This window comes from Methylobacterium sp. CCH5-D2 (assembly GCF_001556475.1).
In the GTDB taxonomy this organism is placed as follows: domain Bacteria; phylum Pseudomonadota; class Alphaproteobacteria; order Rhizobiales; family Beijerinckiaceae; genus Methylobacterium; species Methylobacterium hispanicum.
In genome coordinates, this window is sequence record NZ_LSIX01000834.1 from 1 (window position 1) to 15,775 (window position 15,775).

Genomic DNA, 15,775 nt, shown 5'->3' on the forward strand with positions numbered 1-15,775 from the left:
CCGTAGGCCTGGCCGATCGCCGCGACGAGCCTGCCGATCTTCCTGCTCGCCTGGGCCGTCGCCGGGATCGGCATGTCCGCGAGCCTGTTCGACCCGCTCTTCGCGGCGATCGGCCAGGCCTACGGGACCGCGGCGCGCGGTGCGATGACCCAGATCGCGATCGCGTCGGGCTTCGCGGTCTCGCTCTGCTGGCCGGCCACGAGCTTTCTGGTCGAGCGGATCGGATGGCGCGGGGCCTGCCTGACCTACGCGGTGCTGGCGGCCGTCGTGGTCGCGCCGCTCTACGCCTGGGCCGTGCCCCGCGCGGCGCGGGCGGGCGTGCCCGAGGCCGCGACGGGCGCCGATCCGGCGGCCGGGCCGCCCGCGCCCGCGCGCCTGCCCGGCGAGCACCTCCTCGCCGCGACGTTCACGACGGCCGCCATGATCATGACGGCGGTCTCGGTGCAGCTCCCGCTGCTGCTGCAGGCGCTCGGCATCCTGGGGGGCACGGCGGTGGCGCTGACGACGCTGATCGGCCCGTCCCAGGTCGGCGTGCGGGTGATCGAGCTGGCCTTCGGCCGCCGCGCCCACCCGGTCTGGTCGCTCCTGATGTCGAGCGCGAGCGTCGGGCTCGGCCTGCTGCTCCTGGCGACGCTGCCCGCCGCCGCGTGGCTCGCGATGATCCTGTACGGGGCCGGCAACGGCATGCGCACCGTGGTGCGGGGCACGCTGCCCTACGCGCTCTACGGGCAGCGCGACTACGCGGCGGCGATGGGCCGCCTCGCCCGCCTGCCGCTTCTCGGGCAGGCGGTGACGCCGCTCGCCTGCGGCTACCTCGCGGAGTGGTTCGGGCCCGTGACGCTCCTGCACCTGATGCTCGCGGTCGCCCTGGTCAATCTCGGCCTGTCCCTGCTCGTCGTCCGCCACGCCCTGCGCCCCGCGGCCGGCACGGCCTGACCGGGAGGCTCAGGCCGGCAGGGCGATCTCGACCGCGAGGCCGCCGAGGTCCGAGGTCCCGAGCGTGAGGGATCCGCCGTAGAAGGCGGCGAGTTCCAGGGCGATCGGCAGGCCGAAGCCGTGGCCGGGCTGGCTCTCGTCGAGGCGGGCCCCGCGCCGCAGGATCGTCTCCCGCGCGGGCGGCGGCAGGCCCGGCCCGTCGTCCGCGATGCTCACGAGGACCGCCGTATCCGTGCGCCGCGCCGCGACGCGGACGCGGCCCCGGCACCACTGGCAGGCGTTGTCGACGAGGTTGCCCAGCATCTCGTCGAGGTCCTGCGGGTCGCAGGCCACGCCGAGGCCGTCCGGGACATCGATCGCGAACGCGATGGCCTTGTCCGCATGGATGCGCAGGAGGGCCAGCCGGAGGTCGGCGAGGTGCGCGGCGAGGTCGGCCCGCGCCCGCACGGGGCCGCCGGCGGCGGCTGCCCGGGCGCGGCGGAGATGGTGGCGGATGCGCTGGTCCATGCCCGCGACGAGCCGCGCGAGCCCGCGGTCGCGCTCGGAGCCGGCCTCGGCCAGCGCCAGCGAGAGGGTGGCGAGCGGCGTCTTGAGACCGTGGGCGAGGTTGGCGACGTGGGCCCGCGCGTGGTCCAGATGCGCCGCGTTCCGGTCGAGCAGGGCGTTCACCTCGGCCACCAGGGGGCGCACCTCGGCGGGCTGCCGGTCCGGGAGCCGGTCCAGGGTCCCGGCGCGGATGCCGGCGATCTGGTCGCGCAGGCCGCGCAGCGGGCGCAGGCCGAGCCGGACCTGGACGAGCACGCCCGCGAACAGGAACAGGCCGATCACGCCGAGGCAGAGGGCCAGCGTGCGCAGGGCTTCCAGCACGGGCCCGCGCAGGGCCGCGGCCGGCGCGGAGGCGACGAGGACGGTCGGCGGATCCTCGCCCGTGCCGGGAACGGTCAGCACGCGCAGGATCAGGCTCTCGCCCCAGGGGCCGAGGCCGTCGGCGGGCACGAAGGCCTCCGCCCTCGCGCGCCGGGCCGGCAGGTCCGGGACGGGGAGGACCTGTCCCGCGAGCGAGGCCGAGCCGAGCCGGTCGCCGCCGCGGCTGACCTGCCAGTACCAGCCGGAGCGGGGCCGGTCGAAGGGCGGCCCGTCGCGCTCGCGACCGAGCGAGAGGCCACCGCCGGGCGCCGGGCGCAGGTCCGAGACCAGGGCGAGGATGCGGTCGTCGAGGCGGCCGTCGACCTGGCCGCGCACGAAGCGGTGCAGAATGAAGCCGACCGAGAGGGTGGCGGCCAGGAGCGCGATGCCCAGGACCGCGCCCGCCGCCAGCAGCAGGCGCCGCTGGAGCGAGCCCGGCGGGCCGAGCAGGCCGCCCCGCGCCGCTGCCCCGGACTCGCTCACGCGGCGGATCCGGACATCAGGCGGTAGCCGAGGCCGCGGACGGTCTCGATGGTGGCGGGCGCGATCTTCCGGCGCAGGCGCGTGATGATCACCTCCACCGAGTTCGAATCCACCTCGGCGTCGCCGTCGTAGACCCGCTCGATCAGCTCGGTGCGCGGCACCACCGCCTCCTTGCGCAGGATCAGGCAGCCCAGCACCCGCCATTCGAGGCCCGTCAGCCGCAGCGGCAGCCCGTGATGCTCGAAGCTGCCGAGCCCCGGGTCGTAGACGAGCGGCCCGCAGGCGATCCGGGGCGCGCCGTGGGCCTGGGCGCGGCGCACCAGGGCGCGCAGGCGCATGACCAGCTCCTCAACCCGGAAGGGCTTGACGAGGTAGTCGTCGGCGCCGGCTTTGAAGCCCGTGACCTTGTCGCTCCAGCCGTCCCGGGCGGTCAGGACGAGCACCGGCATCGTGCGCCCGGCCGCGCGCCAGTCCTGCAGCACCGAGACCCCGTCGCGGCCCGGCAGGCCGAGGTCGAGCACGACCGCGTCGTAGGTCTCGGTCTCGCCCAGATGCCCGGCATCGATGCCGTCGCGCGCCCGGTCGAGGGCGAAGCCCTCCGCGCGCAGCGCCCTCGCCAGTTCCCCGGCCAGCGCGTCGTCGTCCTCGGCCAGCAGGATCTTCATCGCGGTCCGGTCTTCCGAAAGGCGCCGCCCCTAGCGGCCGCCGTTTAACCGAACCTGAACGGCGCGGTTCAGGATAGGTTTCGGGCCCCGTCCTAGAAGTCCGCCGACCCGAGAGGGACACCGGACACGAGGACATCCGATCACCATGAGCCAGAACACGATCATCGCCGCCGCGCCGGAGCAGCCCCGCAAGCCGGAGCGTCCACGGGGCGGGCGCAACCGCCGCGGCCTCGTCGTCGGCGCCATCGCCGCGCCGCTGGCGCTCGGCGCCGCGGGCCTGTCCCTGGCCCAGTCCGGGCAGACGGTCGCGCCGACGCCGGTCGCCCCGACCGCCATCTCCGCCCTCGCGCCCTCGGGCGCGATCGCCGCCCGGGGCGAGGTCGCCGAGATCTTCGGCAACAAGTTCGTCCTGCAGGACGGGACCGGCCGGGCCCTGGTCGAGACCGGCCGCGCGGGCGAGGCGGCCCCCCTGGTCGCCAAGGGCGAGACGGTGACCGTCCAGGGCCGCTTCGAGAAGGGCTTCCTGCACGCCCGGGTGATCACGCGGGCCGACGGCAAGGCGGTCGAGCTCGGCCGGCCCGGCGGTCCTCCCGGCCCCGGCCTCGACTGGGCGCGGGACAAGGTCGGCCTCGGCCCGAAGCCGGACCTGCCCGCGCTCACCGCCGCGGTCGAGCGAGCGGGCTACGGCGACGTCCGGGTGACGGGGCGCGGGCCGCGCCATCTCGAGGTCGCCGCCAAGGCGGCGGACGGCACGGAGCGCCTGCTCCACGTCGATTTCGACGGGCGCATCCGCGAGCGGCCGCTGCTCTGACCCGGATCCGCGACGCGGCCGGCGGACCGGGGCGACCGGCCCGCCGGGGATCCTCGGCCCCCGTACAGTGCTGGCGTCGGCGGTGGCCGTACACCGCCGGCGCTCTAGAGACCATCGCGGCCTTGTGATGGACTATTCCGGAACGTGGCCGCCACGAAGAACTTGAGCGCCCGCCGACTATAGAGCTGCCGTGTCTGGGCGGAACGGGTCGAACACGAGAGGGGGACCTTCTCCATGCTGGACCGACGCCCGCGCGGCGGCTCCCCGGAGCGCGCCGTGGTCCGATCCATGGCCCGTCTCATGTCCCGATCCATGGCCCGATCCATCGTCCAAGCCACCCTGTACCGTGCGGTTCGGCACGCGCGCGGCGTCGCGCGGCCATGAGCGCGCATGACGGCATCCTCGTCTTCGCCCATGTCGGCGACCTGCACCTGACCGTGCCGGACGCCGCGAACGCGCGCGACTACCGCGCCATCCTCGACCAGATCGGCGCGGCCGAGGGGCTCGATTTCGTCTTCCTGCCCGGCGACAACGCCGACGACGGCCGGCCGGACCAGTACGCGCTCGTGCGCGCGGGCCTCGACGGGCTGCGCCGGCCCGTCCACGTCATCACCGGCGACCACGACATGGAGGGCGGCGGGCTCGATGCCTTCTACGCCGGCCTCGGCGTGCCGCGCCTGCCCTACGCCGTCACGGTCTCGGGCTCGCGCTGCCTGTTCCTCGACATGTGCGGCCCGGGCTCGGGCGGGCCGGACTTCCGGCTCGGCTCGGACCAGATCGCCTGGCTCGAGCGCGAGCTGGCAGCGGCCGAGGCGGCGGGGCGGCCCTGCGCGCTGTTCATGCACAGCTACCCGGCCGACCTGACGGCCGACGACGAGAGGTCCCGCGTCGCCGACCTGATCCATCGCGGGCCGGTCCGCCTCGTCGAGATGGGCCATACCCACTACAACGAACTCGCCAACGACGGCCGCACGGTCTACGCGGCCTGCCGCTCCACCGGCCAGATCGAGGAGGGCCCGGTCGGCTACGCGGTCGCCGCCCTCGACCGCGGCGCGGTCGCGTGGCGCTTCAAGGAGCTCGGCCGATCCTGGCCCTTCGTGCTGATCACCGCGCCCGCCGACCGGCGGCTCGCCCACGCCGACGATCCGGCCCGCGCGGGCGACGCGGAGATCCGCGCCGTCGTGCTCGGGGCGGCCGGGATCGCCCGATGCGAATGCAGCCTCGACGGCGGCCCCTGGCAGCCGATGGCGCGCGGCGCGGGCGAGCGGCTCTACCGCGTTCGCCTCGACGGGGCGGCCGGCGCCCGGCGCATCGCGGTGCGGGCGTGGGACGCGGAGGGCGGCCGCGACGAGGACGCGGTCGAGCCGGCCCGCGCGGGCGCCTCGCCCCCGGTCTCGAAGGGCGTCGGCAGCGACGCGGACGCCCTCGGATCCTGGCCGGAGAAGGGCCTGCTCGGAACCCAGCTCGGCCCGAACCGGAACGGGCGACACTGGTGAGCCCCCACCCGCTCCCGGCCGCCTGACACCCACCGAACCATACCCTGAGAAGGAAGCCCGACGCCGATGGGCGCGCTCACCCTGACCCCGAACGTCGCGACCTGGAGCATCGCCGCGCTGGCGACCCTCGGGGTGATCCTGCGCCCCTTCGCCTGGCCGGAGGCGATCTGGGCCTCCCTGGGCGCCGTGCTCCTCGTCGTGCTCGGCCTGATGCCGTGGTCCGTCGCCCTGGAGGGCGTGGCCAAGGGAACCGACGTCTACCTGTTCCTCGTCGGCATGATGCTGCTCTCGGAGGTCGCCCGGAAGGAGGGGCTGTTCGACTGGCTCGCGGCCCACGCGGTGCGGGCCGCGCGGGGCTCGGCGACGCGGCTGTTCACGCTCGTCTATCTCGTCGGCACGGTGGTGACGGTGTTCCTCTCCAACGACGCCTGCGCGGTGGTGCTGACGCCGGCCGTGTTCGCCGCCACCAAGGCCGCCGGGGTGAAGCAGCCGCTGCCCTACCTCTTCGTCTGCGCCTTCATCGCCAACGCGGCGAGCTTCGTGCTGCCGATCTCGAACCCGGCCAACCTCGTCGTCTTCGCCGAGCACATGCCGCCGCTGGGACGCTGGCTCGCCACCTTCACCCTGCCCTCCCTCCTCGCCATCGTGGCGACCTACGTCGTCCTGCGCCTGACCCAGAACGGCGCGCTCAGGGCCGAGACGGTCGCGACCGACGTCGAGACCCCGGCGCTCGGACGCGGCGGCACGATCGCGGCCGTGGGCATCCTCGCCACCGGCGCGGCCCTGATCGGCGCCTCGGCCGCCGGGATCGAGCTCGGCCTGCCGACCTTCGTCGCCGGCCTCGTCACCACGCTCGTCGTCGTCGCGGTCAACCGCGGCGGCCTCGTGGAGGTCGCCCGGGACGTCTCGTGGAGCGTGCTGCCGCTGGTGGCCGGGCTGTTCGTCCTGGTCGAGGCCCTGGAGAAGACCGGCGTGCTGGGGATGCTCGCCGCAATGCTGAGGCGCGCCGCCGAGGCCGATCCCGCCGCGACCGCCTGGGCGGGGGGCGCCCTCGTCGCCTTCGGCTCGAACCTCGTCAACAACCTGCCGGCGGGCCTCCTGGCGGGCGCGGCGGTGCAGGCCGCCCACGCCCCCGAGACGGTCGCGGGCGCCATCCTGATCGGCGTCGATCTGGGCCCCAACCTCTCGGTGACGGGCTCGCTCGCCACGATCCTCTGGCTCACGGCAATCCGGCGCGAGGGCGAGGACGTCTCGGCCTGGAGCTTCCTCAAGCTCGGGCTTCTGGTGATGCCGCCGGCCCTCGCCCTGGCGCTCGGCGCCCTGATCCTCGCCTGATCCCAGCCACCGCCGATCCGGAGACCTGCCCCCCGTGACCGCCGCCCTGCTCTACCCCTTCATCATCGTGGCCGGCGCGCTCCAGGCGCTCGGCAATTCCATGAACGCGCAGCTGCGCGGGCACTTGGTCAACCCGTTCCTGGCGGCCTCCGTCTCGTTCCTGCCGATCGTCTTCGTCTTCGCGACGCTGTTCCTGGTGATGCCGACGCCGCTGCCGGGCCTGGACAGCCTCGCGGCCATGCCCTGGTACGCGCCGCTGGGCGGGGTGGCGGGCGCGGTCGCGGTGTTCGGCGGCCTCGCCTTCGTCGACAAGGTCGGCGCGGGCCCCTTCAACGGCCTGACGCTCACGGCCAACATCCTGACCTCGCTGGCGCTGGACTCGTTCGGCCTGTTCGGGCTGCCCGCGGCCGGGTTCAAGCCGCTGCCCTGGCTCGGCGGCCTGCTCATGGCGGTCGGCGTGACCTTCATCGCCCGGGTCACGCCCGACAAGGGCACGGATTCGGGAGGGACGGACGCGGGTCACGGCCTCAACCCGCGGCTGCTCTACCCCTTCATCGTCGTGGCGGGCGCGCTCCAGGCGATCGGCGTGGTCTGGAACGCCCAGCTGCGCGGCGCCCTGGTCAACCCCTGGCTCGCGGCCCTGGTCTCGTTCCTGCCGGTGGTGTTCGTGTTCGTGCTGGTCTTCCTGCTGCGCCCGAGGCCGCTGCCGCAGCGGACCGACATCGAGGGGGTGCGCTGGTGGATGCCGCTGGCCGGCCTCACCGGCGCGGTCGCGGTGTTCGCGGGCCTGCTCTTCGTGGACAAGGTCGGGGCGGGCGCCTTCAACGGCCTGCTGATCACCGCCAACCTCCTGACCTCGGTGGCGCTCGACCATTTCGGCTGGCTCGGCATGAAGCAGGTGCGGGCCGGCGCGGCGCGCCTCGGCGGGGCCGCCCTGATGGTGGCCGGGATCGTCCTGATCTCGCTGTTCTGACGGCGCAGGCCCTAGTCCAGCCCGAGCCAGAGCCCGTCGGGCGCCTCCTCGACGGGGAACAGGCGCAGGGGCCGGAAGGACCAGCCCGGGGAGACCGACCCGTCCCGCAGGTCGAAGGAGGCGCGGTGCCGGGGGCAGCGGAGCCGCCCGCGGACGCAGTGCCCGAGGGCGAGGTCGGCGCCCTCGTGCGGGCAGGCCCGTTCGGCGGCGACGATCCGCCCGGCGTCGCGCACGAGGATCAGGTGGTGCCCGCCCGCGAGGACCGGCACCGGGCCTCCGGCCTCCAGGAGGTCCGCCGGGCCGATGCGGATCCGCGCCACCTCAGCCCCCGAGATAGGCCTCCCGCACGTGCGGGTCGGCGATGAGGGCGTGGCCCCTTCCCGCCAGCACGGTGCGCCCGGTCTCGAGCAGGTAGGCGTAGTCGCACAGTTCGAGGGCCGCGAAGGCGTTCTGCTCGACGAGCAGCACGGTGGTGCCCGCATCGCAGATCGCGCGGATCACCGCGAACATCCGCTCGACGATGTTCGGGGCGAGGCCGAGCGAGGGCTCGTCGAAGAGCACGAGCTTCGGACGGCCCATCAGGGCGCGGCCGATCGCCAGCATCTGCTGCTCGCCGCCCGACAGCGTGCCGGCGGCCTGGTCGCGGCGCTCGGCGAGGCGCGGGAACTCCCCGTAGATCCGCTCGAGGTCCGCCGCGATGCCCGCCCGGTCGCGCCGCAGGTAGGCGCCCATGGCGAGGTTTTCGGACACGCTCATCTGCGGGAAGACGCGCCGCCCCTCCGGGCAATGGGCGATGCCCTCGGCCAGGATGGCGCGGGGCTCGACCCCCGCGATGTCGCGTCCCCGGAACCGGATCGTGCCGGAGCGGGCCGGGACCAGCCCCGAGATGGCGCGCAGCGTCGTGGACTTGCCGGCCCCGTTCGCGCCGACGAGTGCCACGAGCTGGCCTTCCCGCACCTCGATCGTGAGCCCCTTCAGGGCGGTGACGTGGCCGTAGCCGCAGACGAGGTCGCGGATCTCAAGCATGGGCCGCCTCGCTCACTGAACCTTGCGCCTCGCAACCTTGAGCCTCGGCGGCGGCGCGCCGGGCGGCGCTGCCCTGGCCGAGATAGGCCTCGATCACCGCCGGGTCGCTGCGGATGGCGGCGGGCGGGCCCTCGGCGATCAGGCGGCCGTAGTTCAGCACGACGATCCGGTCGGAGACCTCCATCACCATCGGCATGTCGTGCTCGACGAGCAGGACCGTGATGCCGCGCTCGCGGATCTGCCGGATCAGGCGCACGAAGACCCGGGTCTCCGAGGCGTTCATGCCCGAGACCGGCTCGTCGAGGAGCAGCATGGCGGGCTCGGTGGCGAGCGCCAGCGCCACCCCGACGAGGCGCTGCTCGCCGTAGGCGAGCGCACCCGCCCGCTCCTGCGCGCGGGCGGAGAGGCCGACCCAGTCGATGAGCGCCGCCGCGCGCTCGCGCAGCGCCCGCTCGCTCGCGCCCGCCCGTCCGAGGAGCGCGTCGAGGAGCGGCGCGCGGCTCATCCGGCCGCCCTGCCGGTGCAGGCCGATCATCACGTTGTCGAACACCGTGTCGTCCGCGAAGACGCTGGTGCGCTGGAAGGTGCGGGCGAGCCCCAGGCGCGTGATCTCGTGGGGCTGGAGGCCCTTGAGGCTCGTGCCGCGGAAGCGCACCTCGCCCTGGCTGGGCTTGAGGAAGCCCGTCATCACGTTGAAGGCGGTGGTCTTGCCGGCCCCGTTCGGGCCGATCAGGCTGACGATCTCGCCGGGCTGGACGTCGAAATGCAGGTCGGCGATGGCGACGAGGCCGCCGAAGCGCACGCCGGCATGATCGACCGAGAGGATCGGGCTCATCGCTGCACCACCGGGCTGGGTTCGAGGACGGGCGCCGGCCGGGCGGGCCGGCGCCGGACGAGGTCGGCCAGCCCCGGCACGATGCCGCGCGGCATCACGAACAGGATCACGATGAGGACGAGCCCGTAGACGATCCACTGGGCCTCGGGCGCCATCACGGGGCGGAGCGCGACCGGCAGGAGGCCGAAGATCAGGCCGCCGACGACCGGGCCCATCAGGGTACCCTTGCCGCCCGCCACCACCATGATGACCATGCTGACCGTGGTGGTGAAGGCGAAGACGTCGGGATCGATGATGCGCAGGTAATGGGCGTAGAGGCTGCCCGCCGCGCCCGCCATCGCGGCCGAGATCACCGCCGCCACGGTGAGCGTGCGGGTGGCGTTGATGCCGACCGAGAGCGCGAGCGACTCGTTCTCCTTGAGCCCCCGCATCGCCCGCCCGAACCGCGAGCCGACGAGGCGCGCGACGACGAGCCAGCAGAGCGTGCCGACGGCGAGCACGAGGTAGTAGTTCTGCAGCTTCGTCCTGAGCGTCCACGTGCCGATGCCGGGCAGGCCCAGCGTGATCGCCGGGATCCCGGTGAGCGCGAGCGGTCCCTGCGTCAGCTCCACCCAATTGAGGGCGACCAAGCGCACGACCTCCGCGAAGGAGATCGTGACGATGACGAAGTAGGCGCCCCGCACCCGGAAGGAGAGGCGGCCGATCAGCCAGCCGCAGGCACCGGCCGCGAGGGTCGCGAGCCCGAAGCCCACGGCCGCCGGCCAGGGCTCGTGCACGATGCGGTAGCCGAAGCCGAGATCCACCTCGAAGCCGAGGCTCGTCAGCGCGCTCACGTAGGCGCCGATGCCGAAGAAGGCGATGTGGCCGAGGCTGAGCTGCCCGGTGAAGCCGAGGAGCAGGTTCAGGCTGAGGGCGCCGATCGTCAGGATGCCCGTCACGATCAGCGCGTTGAGGAGGTAGGGGCTGGGGCCGAGCGCCAGCGGCAGAGCGACGAGGGCCGCGAGCAGCGCGAGGGGGAGGAGCCGGCTCATCCGATGCGCTCCGCCTTCGCGAACAGGCCGGTCGGCTTGTAGAGCAGCACCGCGATGATGATCAGGAAGCCCATCGCGTCCCGGTAGCCGGAGGAGACGTAGCCGGCGCCGAGTTCCTCGGCGAGCGCCAGGATGAAGCCGCCGATGGCCGCCCCCGTGACGTTGCCGAGGCCGCCGAGGATGACGATCGCGAAGGCCTTCAGCTCGGCCAGGCCCCCCATCTGCGGGTAGACGACGTAGACCGGGCCGAGGAGCGCGCCGGCGGCGGCCGCCAGGGCTGAGCCCATCGCGAAGGTCGCGGTGTAGATCCGCCGCACGTTGACGCCCATCAGCGCCGCCGTGTCGGCGTCCTGGAAGGCGGCGCGCATGGCGAGGCCGAGCTTCGTCCGGTTGATCAGCGCGTAGGCGAGCCCGATGAGGGCCAGCGCCGCGCCCAGCACGAACAGGCGCAGCCACGAGACCGAGACCGGGCCGATCTGCAGCGGCGCCTCCGGGAAGGGCGAGGGGATCGCCTTGGCAACGCCGCCGAAGATCCAGAGCGTGCCCGACTGGAGCGCGATGCCGGCCCCGATCATCACCAGCATGGTGGTGTCGATGTCCTGGCCCCGGAACGGGCGCAGGAGCAGGATCTCGATCGCCGCCCCGAACAGGAGACCGCCGAGGATCGCCACCGGCAGCGCCAGGAAGAAGTTCAGCCCGAGCGCCGCGACGGCGAGGTACATCAGGTAGGCGCCGACCGTGTAGAGGGCGCCGTGCGTGAAGTTCACGACGTTCATGATCCCGAAGATCAGGGTCAGCCCGATCCCGAGGAGCGCGTAGGTGCCCCCGAGGATCGCTGTGTTGACGAGGTGCTGGATCAATTGGTCCATGGGCGGCCCTCCCGATGGCGAGCGTGCGGTGGGTGTGCCGGGCCGGCCCGGAGGCCGGCCCGGGCGGCCTCAGAGCGTCGGCACGACGACGCGGCCGTCCTTGATCTCGATGAGGTAGACGTCGGGTTTGCTCTGGCCGCTCTCCCGGCCGGCGGGGCCGGACTTGGCGAAGCGGATCGGGCCGTTGAGCCCGGTGAAGTCCACCGACCAGAACGCCTTGGCGATCGCGGCGGGCTCAGGCTTCCCGGCCCGCTCGATGGCGTGGGCGATCGCCCGGATGCCGTCGTAGCCGCGAAAACTCTCGGTGACGCCGGCGAACTCGTAGCCGCGCCGCTTCCACTCCGCGATGAAGGTCTCGGTCGCCTTCGGGTCCGGGGTCTTCTCGGGGATCCAGGGCAGGAAGGTGGTGAGATGCATCGTGCCGTCGGCGGCCGAGCCCGCCTGCGCGATGATCTGGTCCGGGTTCTGGGAGCCGCCCGTGGTGATGACGCGCTTCTTGAGGCCGAGCGCGGCCATCTGCTTGAACAGGAGCACGAGCTGGTCGACGGCGCTCGTCACCATGATGGTGTCGCTGTCGGAGGCCTTCAGCTTGGCGAGCTGGGCGCTCATGTCCTGCGCGCCCTGGTCCATGATCTCGACGAGGCCGACCTGGACGCCCTTGTCCTTCAGCATCTTGCCGAAATCGGTCGCGGCGCCGCGGCCGAAATCGTTGTTGAGCACCAGGAAGTCGACCTTCTTCATCCCGAGCTTGGCGACCATCGGCGCGAAGGTCTCGGCCTCCAGCGCCGAGGGCGGCGAGATGCGGAAGACGAACGGGTTGCCCGAGGTGGTGATCTTGCCCGACGAGGAGGTCTCGACCAGCATCGGCACCTCGTAGTCGGCGAGCTTGGGCATCACCGCCAGCGTCAGGCTGGAGCCCCAGGCCCCCATCAGCACCGGGGTCTTGTCGCTGGTGATCAGCTTCTCGGCGACGGCCGCGGCCTCGGTCGGGTTGCTCTTGTTGTCCTCGACCACGAGCTCGATCTTCTTCCCCAATACCCCGCCGCGGGCGTTGATCTCGTCGGCGGCGATCCGGGCGCCGTTGACCACGTACGTGCCGGAGGCCGCGAAGGGCCCGGTCAGGGGCTCGTTGACGCCGATGCGGATCGCGTCCGCCCGCGCGCCCGTGGCGGCGAGCGCCAGCAGGATCGCGGTGGTGAGGGTGAACCGGCCGGTCATTCTCGGGTCTCCTGGGGGGCTGGGATCGGAAGGATCAGGCGCGGCCGCGCCACGCCGCGAGGCGGGCGCGGACGAGTGCGGCGAGCAGGCGCAAGGGGTTGAGGCCGGCCGCCGCCGGGGCGGCGGCGCCCGAGAGGCGGGCGTCGAGGTTGCGGGCGAGATCGGCCGTGATGCGGCCGGCGAGGTCGCGCACGAGGCCGGGGCGGCCGAACTGCGCCAGCGGCCCGGTCAGCGTGTAGCCGACGTCGAGCAGGACCCGGGCCGTGCCGGGGGCCTCGCCCGGGCCGACGCGGTAGCGGATCTGCCCTTCCGTGGCCGAGCGCCCGCCCGCATCGGCGCCCGCGCCGCGCACCGTGCCGCTCAAGCGTTCCGGATCGTGCGCGATGCGGGCGCGGCCCCGGAAGGTCGCCCCGATCGGGCCGATCCGGACCTGCAGGCCGCCCTCGACCTCGTCCGCGGCGGGCCGCCCGGTGAGGACGGCGCCCGGCAGGCAGGCGGCCACCGCCTCGATGTCGCCGAAGAGCGCGAAGACGGCCTCCGGCGGGTGGGCGAGGTCGATCGTCTGGGTGAAGCTGTGGGCCGGCGTGAAGGCGGCGCCGAGATCGCTGACGGAAGCGGGCGCGGCGGCGGGCGCCTTCGCGGGAACGGGGACGGGCCGTGCGACGGGCGTCGCGTCCGCCGCGCCGATCCGCGCGCCGACCGGGCCGAGGGCGCGCTCGGCCCCGCTCACGGGCCCGATGCCGCGGGCGCGCCGCTCCGCGATCACGCTCGTCACCGCCCGCACGATGCCCGCGTAGCCGGTGCAGCGGCAGAGATTGCCCGAGAGGCCGACGCGGATGCGGCGCTCGTCGGCCTCGGGCAGCCGCAGGACGAGGTCGCGCGCGGCCACCAGCATGCCGGGCGTGCAGTAGCCGCACTGAAGGGCGTGCTCGCGGTTGAAGGCCGCGCGGAGGTCCGCCGCGATCGCGTCGCCGTCCAGACCCTCGACCGTGGTGATTGCGGCCCCCGCGCAGGCCCCCGCGAAGGTGAGGCAGGCGCGGGCCGGCTCGCCGTCGATGAGCACCGTGCAGGCGCCGCAGACGCCGTGCTCGCAGCCGAGATGCGTGCCGGTGAGGTCGAGGCGCTCGCGCAGCACGTCGCCCAGATGGCTGCGCGGCTCGGCCTCGACCCGGCGGGCCACGCCGTTGACGGTCAGGGCGAGGGCCAGGGTGCCAGGGGTGCGGACCGGTGGGTCGGCCAGGGCGGCGCTCATGCGGCCTCCGGAAGCGACTGGGGAGAAGGCTCGGCCGCCTGCGCAACCGCGCGGGCGAGCACCGTGACGTGGACGTGGCGCGCGACCGCGTCGGCCATGCCGGCCGCGTGCAGGGCGGCGTCGGCAGCCCCCGGGTCGAACCGCTCGGCGAAGTCGGGGCCGATACGGCCGCCGAAGAGCGGGCTCGCGTCGGCGAAGAGGAGCGGCGGCCCCTCGACGGCGCCGATCACCGCGCGCCCGCGGCCCGTGCCGGGCTCGATCAGCACCGCCCCGATGGCGTGGGCGAACTCGCCGATCTTGGCGCAGTGCTTGACGTAGCCCCAGGCCGCACCCGCGGGCCGCGCGGGGACCCGGACCGCGACCAGGATCTCGCCGGGCCGCAGCGCGACGTCGAGCGCGCCGGTGACGAAGGCCTCCAGCGGCAGCGTCCGGAGCCCGTCGCGCCCCGCGATCTCGACCGCGGCGCCGAGCGCGGTGAGCGCGCTCACCCAGTCGGCGGCTGGATCCGCGTGGGCGAGGCTGCCCCCGACCGTGCCGCGGTTGCGCACCGGCCGGTAGGCGATGGCCGACGCGACCCGCCGCAGGGCGCCGCCGGTATTGTCGGGCACGCGGCCGTCCTCGATGTCGGCGTGCGTCACGCAGGCGCCGAGCACGAGGGTGCCGGCCTCGAGCCTGGCCTGCCGGAGTTCGGGCACGCCGGTGATGTCGAGGACGAGGTCCGGCTCGACGAGGCGCAGATTGAGCATCGGCCCGAGCGACTGGCCGCCCGCCATCAGCTTCACGGAGCCGGGGGCCGTCGCGAGGCGGTCGAGGAGCGCGGGCAGGCTCGCCGGGCGCTCCCAGGCGAAGGGGGCGGGCTTCATGCGGCTTGCCTCGCGCGGGCCGGAGCGGATCTCGCCTTGGCGGCGAGCACCGCCTCCACGATCCGGTGGGGGGTGACGGGGCTGTGCAGCATCTCGACGCCGAGGGTCCTGAGCGCGTCGTTGATCGCGTTGGCGAGCGCGGCCGGCGGCGCGATGGCCCCGCCCTCGCCGATGCCCTTCTGGCCGAAGCGCGTGTAGGGCGAGGGGGTCTCCATGTGGTCGATGCGGGCCATCGGCACCTCGGCGGGGCCGGGCAGCAGGTAGTCCGCGAAGGTGGAGGCGAGCGGCTGGCCGCGGGCGTCGAAGCGCATCTCCTCGAAGAGCGCGGTGCCGATCCCTTGCGCGAGGCCGCCGTAGATCTGGCCGTCCACGACCAGCGGGTTCACCAGCGTGCCGCCGTCCTCGACGATCGCGTAGTCGAGGATCTCGACCGCCCCGAGATCGGGATCGACCGCGACGACGGCCGCGTGCGCCGCGTACGAGAAGGTGCCGGAATCGCGCTGCGGCTTGTAGCCGGCGGTGACCTCGAGCCCGCCCGGATCGGTGTCGGGGGCGAGATCCTGCGGGCGCCGGTACCAGGTGCGGGCGATCGTCGCGAGCGGCACGTCGCCGTTCGGCCCGACCACGTGGCCCCCTTCGAAGCGGCACGCCTCCACCTTCGCCTGGAGCAGGTGGGCGCCGATCCTGACGGCGCGGTCGCGCAGTTCCTCGCAGGCGGCGGCGACCGCGCCGCCCGCCATCACCATCACGCGCGAGCCCCAGGAGCCGGTCGAGTAGGGGGTCATCGCGGTGTCGCCGTGGACGAGCCGGGTGCGCGCCACCGGCACGCCCAGGATCTCGTGGGCGACCTGGGCGAGCGTCGTCTCCAGGCCCTGGCCGTGCGAATGGGCGCCGATCCGGAGTTCGAGCCCGCCGTCCGGGGTCAGCCGGGCGGAGGCCTGCTCGTGGCCCGGCACCATCGGGATGCCCCAGCCGGAATAGACCGAGGTTCCGTGCGCCGCCTGCTCGCAGTAGATCGACAGGCCGAGGCCGATGCGGCGCCCGTCCGCCTCGCCACGCTCCTGGCGGGCCCGCAC

Annotated in this window: 16 protein-coding genes; 5 read left to right on the forward strand and 11 right to left on the reverse strand. The window is 74.1% G+C overall.

What is annotated here, in order from left to right; translation table 11 throughout:
* Positions 1-72 precede the first annotated feature (72 nt).
* Positions 73-936, forward strand: a complete 864-nt coding sequence (locus tag AX737_RS21820; RefSeq protein ID WP_245293488.1) for a hypothetical protein — start codon at positions 73-75, stop codon at positions 934-936.
* 9 nt (positions 937-945) lie between these two features.
* Here AX737_RS21820 and AX737_RS21825 read toward each other — a convergent pair whose 3' ends face one another.
* Both AX737_RS21825 and AX737_RS21830 read right to left on the reverse strand, forming a co-directional pair.
* The gene (locus AX737_RS21825) at positions 946-2,325 is read right to left on the reverse strand and encodes a sensor histidine kinase (RefSeq protein WP_238229305.1); all 1,380 of its coding nucleotides are present in this window, start codon (positions 2,323-2,325) and stop codon (positions 946-948) included.
* Positions 2,322-2,990, reverse strand: a complete 669-nt coding sequence (locus AX737_RS21830) for a response regulator transcription factor (protein WP_066924863.1) — start codon at positions 2,988-2,990, stop codon at positions 2,322-2,324. Before AX737_RS21830 ends, AX737_RS21825 begins: the two co-directional genes overlap by 4 nt.
* Before the next feature lie 145 nt (positions 2,991-3,135).
* On the opposite strand from AX737_RS21830, the gene AX737_RS21835 reads away from it, so the two are divergent.
* From AX737_RS21835 to AX737_RS21850, 4 genes are all read left to right on the forward strand, one after another.
* On the forward strand, positions 3,136-3,801 hold the full coding sequence (locus AX737_RS21835) for a DNA-binding protein (RefSeq protein ID WP_156453881.1): 666 nt from the start codon (positions 3,136-3,138) through the stop codon (positions 3,799-3,801).
* A gap of 380 nt (positions 3,802-4,181) precedes the next feature.
* On the forward strand, positions 4,182-5,297 hold the full coding sequence (locus AX737_RS21840; protein ID WP_066924865.1) for a metallophosphoesterase: 1,116 nt from the start codon (positions 4,182-4,184) through the stop codon (positions 5,295-5,297).
* Between the two features lie 66 nt (positions 5,298-5,363).
* The gene (locus AX737_RS21845; RefSeq protein ID WP_066924867.1) at positions 5,364-6,632 is read left to right on the forward strand and encodes an arsenic transporter; all 1,269 of its coding nucleotides are present in this window, start codon (positions 5,364-5,366) and stop codon (positions 6,630-6,632) included.
* Between the two features lie 34 nt (positions 6,633-6,666).
* A complete protein-coding gene (locus AX737_RS21850; protein WP_066924868.1) occupies positions 6,667-7,605 on the forward strand; it encodes a DMT family transporter in 939 nt (312 codons plus the stop codon).
* Positions 7,606-7,616: 11 nt separating this feature from the next.
* Here the strand turns inward: AX737_RS21850 and AX737_RS21855 are convergent, their stop codons facing one another.
* The 9 genes from AX737_RS21855 to AX737_RS21895 all read right to left on the reverse strand — a co-directional run.
* On the reverse strand, positions 7,617-7,925 hold the full coding sequence (locus tag AX737_RS21855; protein WP_197430679.1) for a Rieske 2Fe-2S domain-containing protein: 309 nt from the start codon (positions 7,923-7,925) through the stop codon (positions 7,617-7,619).
* A gap of 1 nt (position 7,926) precedes the next feature.
* Positions 7,927-8,631: an ABC transporter ATP-binding protein gene (locus AX737_RS21860; RefSeq protein ID WP_066924870.1), complete on the reverse strand. Its 705-nt coding sequence runs from the start codon at positions 8,629-8,631 to the stop codon at positions 7,927-7,929.
* Positions 8,624-9,466: an ABC transporter ATP-binding protein gene (locus AX737_RS21865; protein ID WP_066924872.1), complete on the reverse strand. Its 843-nt coding sequence runs from the start codon at positions 9,464-9,466 to the stop codon at positions 8,624-8,626. Before AX737_RS21865 ends, AX737_RS21860 begins: the two co-directional genes overlap by 8 nt.
* On the reverse strand, positions 9,463-10,497 hold the full coding sequence (locus AX737_RS21870; protein WP_066924874.1) for a branched-chain amino acid ABC transporter permease: 1,035 nt from the start codon (positions 10,495-10,497) through the stop codon (positions 9,463-9,465). The genes AX737_RS21865 and AX737_RS21870 overlap by 4 nt, the downstream gene beginning before the upstream one ends.
* A complete protein-coding gene (locus AX737_RS21875) occupies positions 10,494-11,366 on the reverse strand; it encodes a branched-chain amino acid ABC transporter permease (protein ID WP_066924876.1) in 873 nt (290 codons plus the stop codon). Before AX737_RS21875 ends, AX737_RS21870 begins: the two co-directional genes overlap by 4 nt.
* Before the next feature lie 69 nt (positions 11,367-11,435).
* Entirely contained in the window at positions 11,436-12,584 is a 1,149-nt protein-coding gene (locus AX737_RS21880; RefSeq protein ID WP_066924878.1) for an ABC transporter substrate-binding protein, read from the reverse strand.
* Positions 12,585-12,618: 34 nt separating this feature from the next.
* The gene (locus AX737_RS21885) at positions 12,619-13,836 is read right to left on the reverse strand and encodes a 2Fe-2S iron-sulfur cluster-binding protein (protein ID WP_066924880.1); all 1,218 of its coding nucleotides are present in this window, start codon (positions 13,834-13,836) and stop codon (positions 12,619-12,621) included.
* Positions 13,833-14,699, reverse strand: a complete 867-nt coding sequence (locus AX737_RS21890; RefSeq protein ID WP_066924882.1) for an FAD binding domain-containing protein — start codon at positions 14,697-14,699, stop codon at positions 13,833-13,835. The genes AX737_RS21885 and AX737_RS21890 overlap by 4 nt, the downstream gene beginning before the upstream one ends.
* The coding region (locus AX737_RS21895; protein WP_156453882.1) for a molybdopterin cofactor-binding domain-containing protein at positions 14,696-15,775 on the reverse strand (1,080 nt) is incomplete at its 5' end. The genes AX737_RS21890 and AX737_RS21895, both read right to left, overlap by 4 nt.

Coding starts and splice junctions, on each gene's coding strand:
- AX737_RS21860 (WP_066924870.1), bottom strand. CDS start 8,631: ATGCTTGAGATCCGCGACCTCGTCTGCGGCTACGGCCACGTCACCGCC.
- AX737_RS21880 (WP_066924878.1), bottom strand. CDS start 12,584: ATGACCGGCCGGTTCACCCTCACCACCGCGATCCTGCTGGCGCTCGCC.
- AX737_RS21870 (WP_066924874.1), bottom strand. CDS start 10,497: ATGAGCCGGCTCCTCCCCCTCGCGCTGCTCGCGGCCCTCGTCGCTCTG.
- AX737_RS21875 (WP_066924876.1), bottom strand. CDS start 11,366: ATGGACCAATTGATCCAGCACCTCGTCAACACAGCGATCCTCGGGGGC.
- AX737_RS21890 (WP_066924882.1), bottom strand. CDS start 14,699: ATGAAGCCCGCCCCCTTCGCCTGGGAGCGCCCGGCGAGCCTGCCCGCG.
- AX737_RS21885 (WP_066924880.1), bottom strand. CDS start 13,836: ATGAGCGCCGCCCTGGCCGACCCACCGGTCCGCACCCCTGGCACCCTG.
- AX737_RS21840 (WP_066924865.1), top strand. CDS start 4,182: ATGAGCGCGCATGACGGCATCCTCGTCTTCGCCCATGTCGGCGACCTG.
- AX737_RS21835 (WP_156453881.1), top strand. CDS start 3,136: ATGAGCCAGAACACGATCATCGCCGCCGCGCCGGAGCAGCCCCGCAAG.
- AX737_RS21865 (WP_066924872.1), bottom strand. CDS start 9,466: ATGAGCCCGATCCTCTCGGTCGATCATGCCGGCGTGCGCTTCGGCGGC.
- AX737_RS21830 (WP_066924863.1), bottom strand. CDS start 2,990: ATGAAGATCCTGCTGGCCGAGGACGACGACGCGCTGGCCGGGGAACTG.
- AX737_RS21820 (WP_245293488.1), top strand. CDS start 73: ATGTCCGCGAGCCTGTTCGACCCGCTCTTCGCGGCGATCGGCCAGGCC.
- AX737_RS21845 (WP_066924867.1), top strand. CDS start 5,364: ATGGGCGCGCTCACCCTGACCCCGAACGTCGCGACCTGGAGCATCGCC.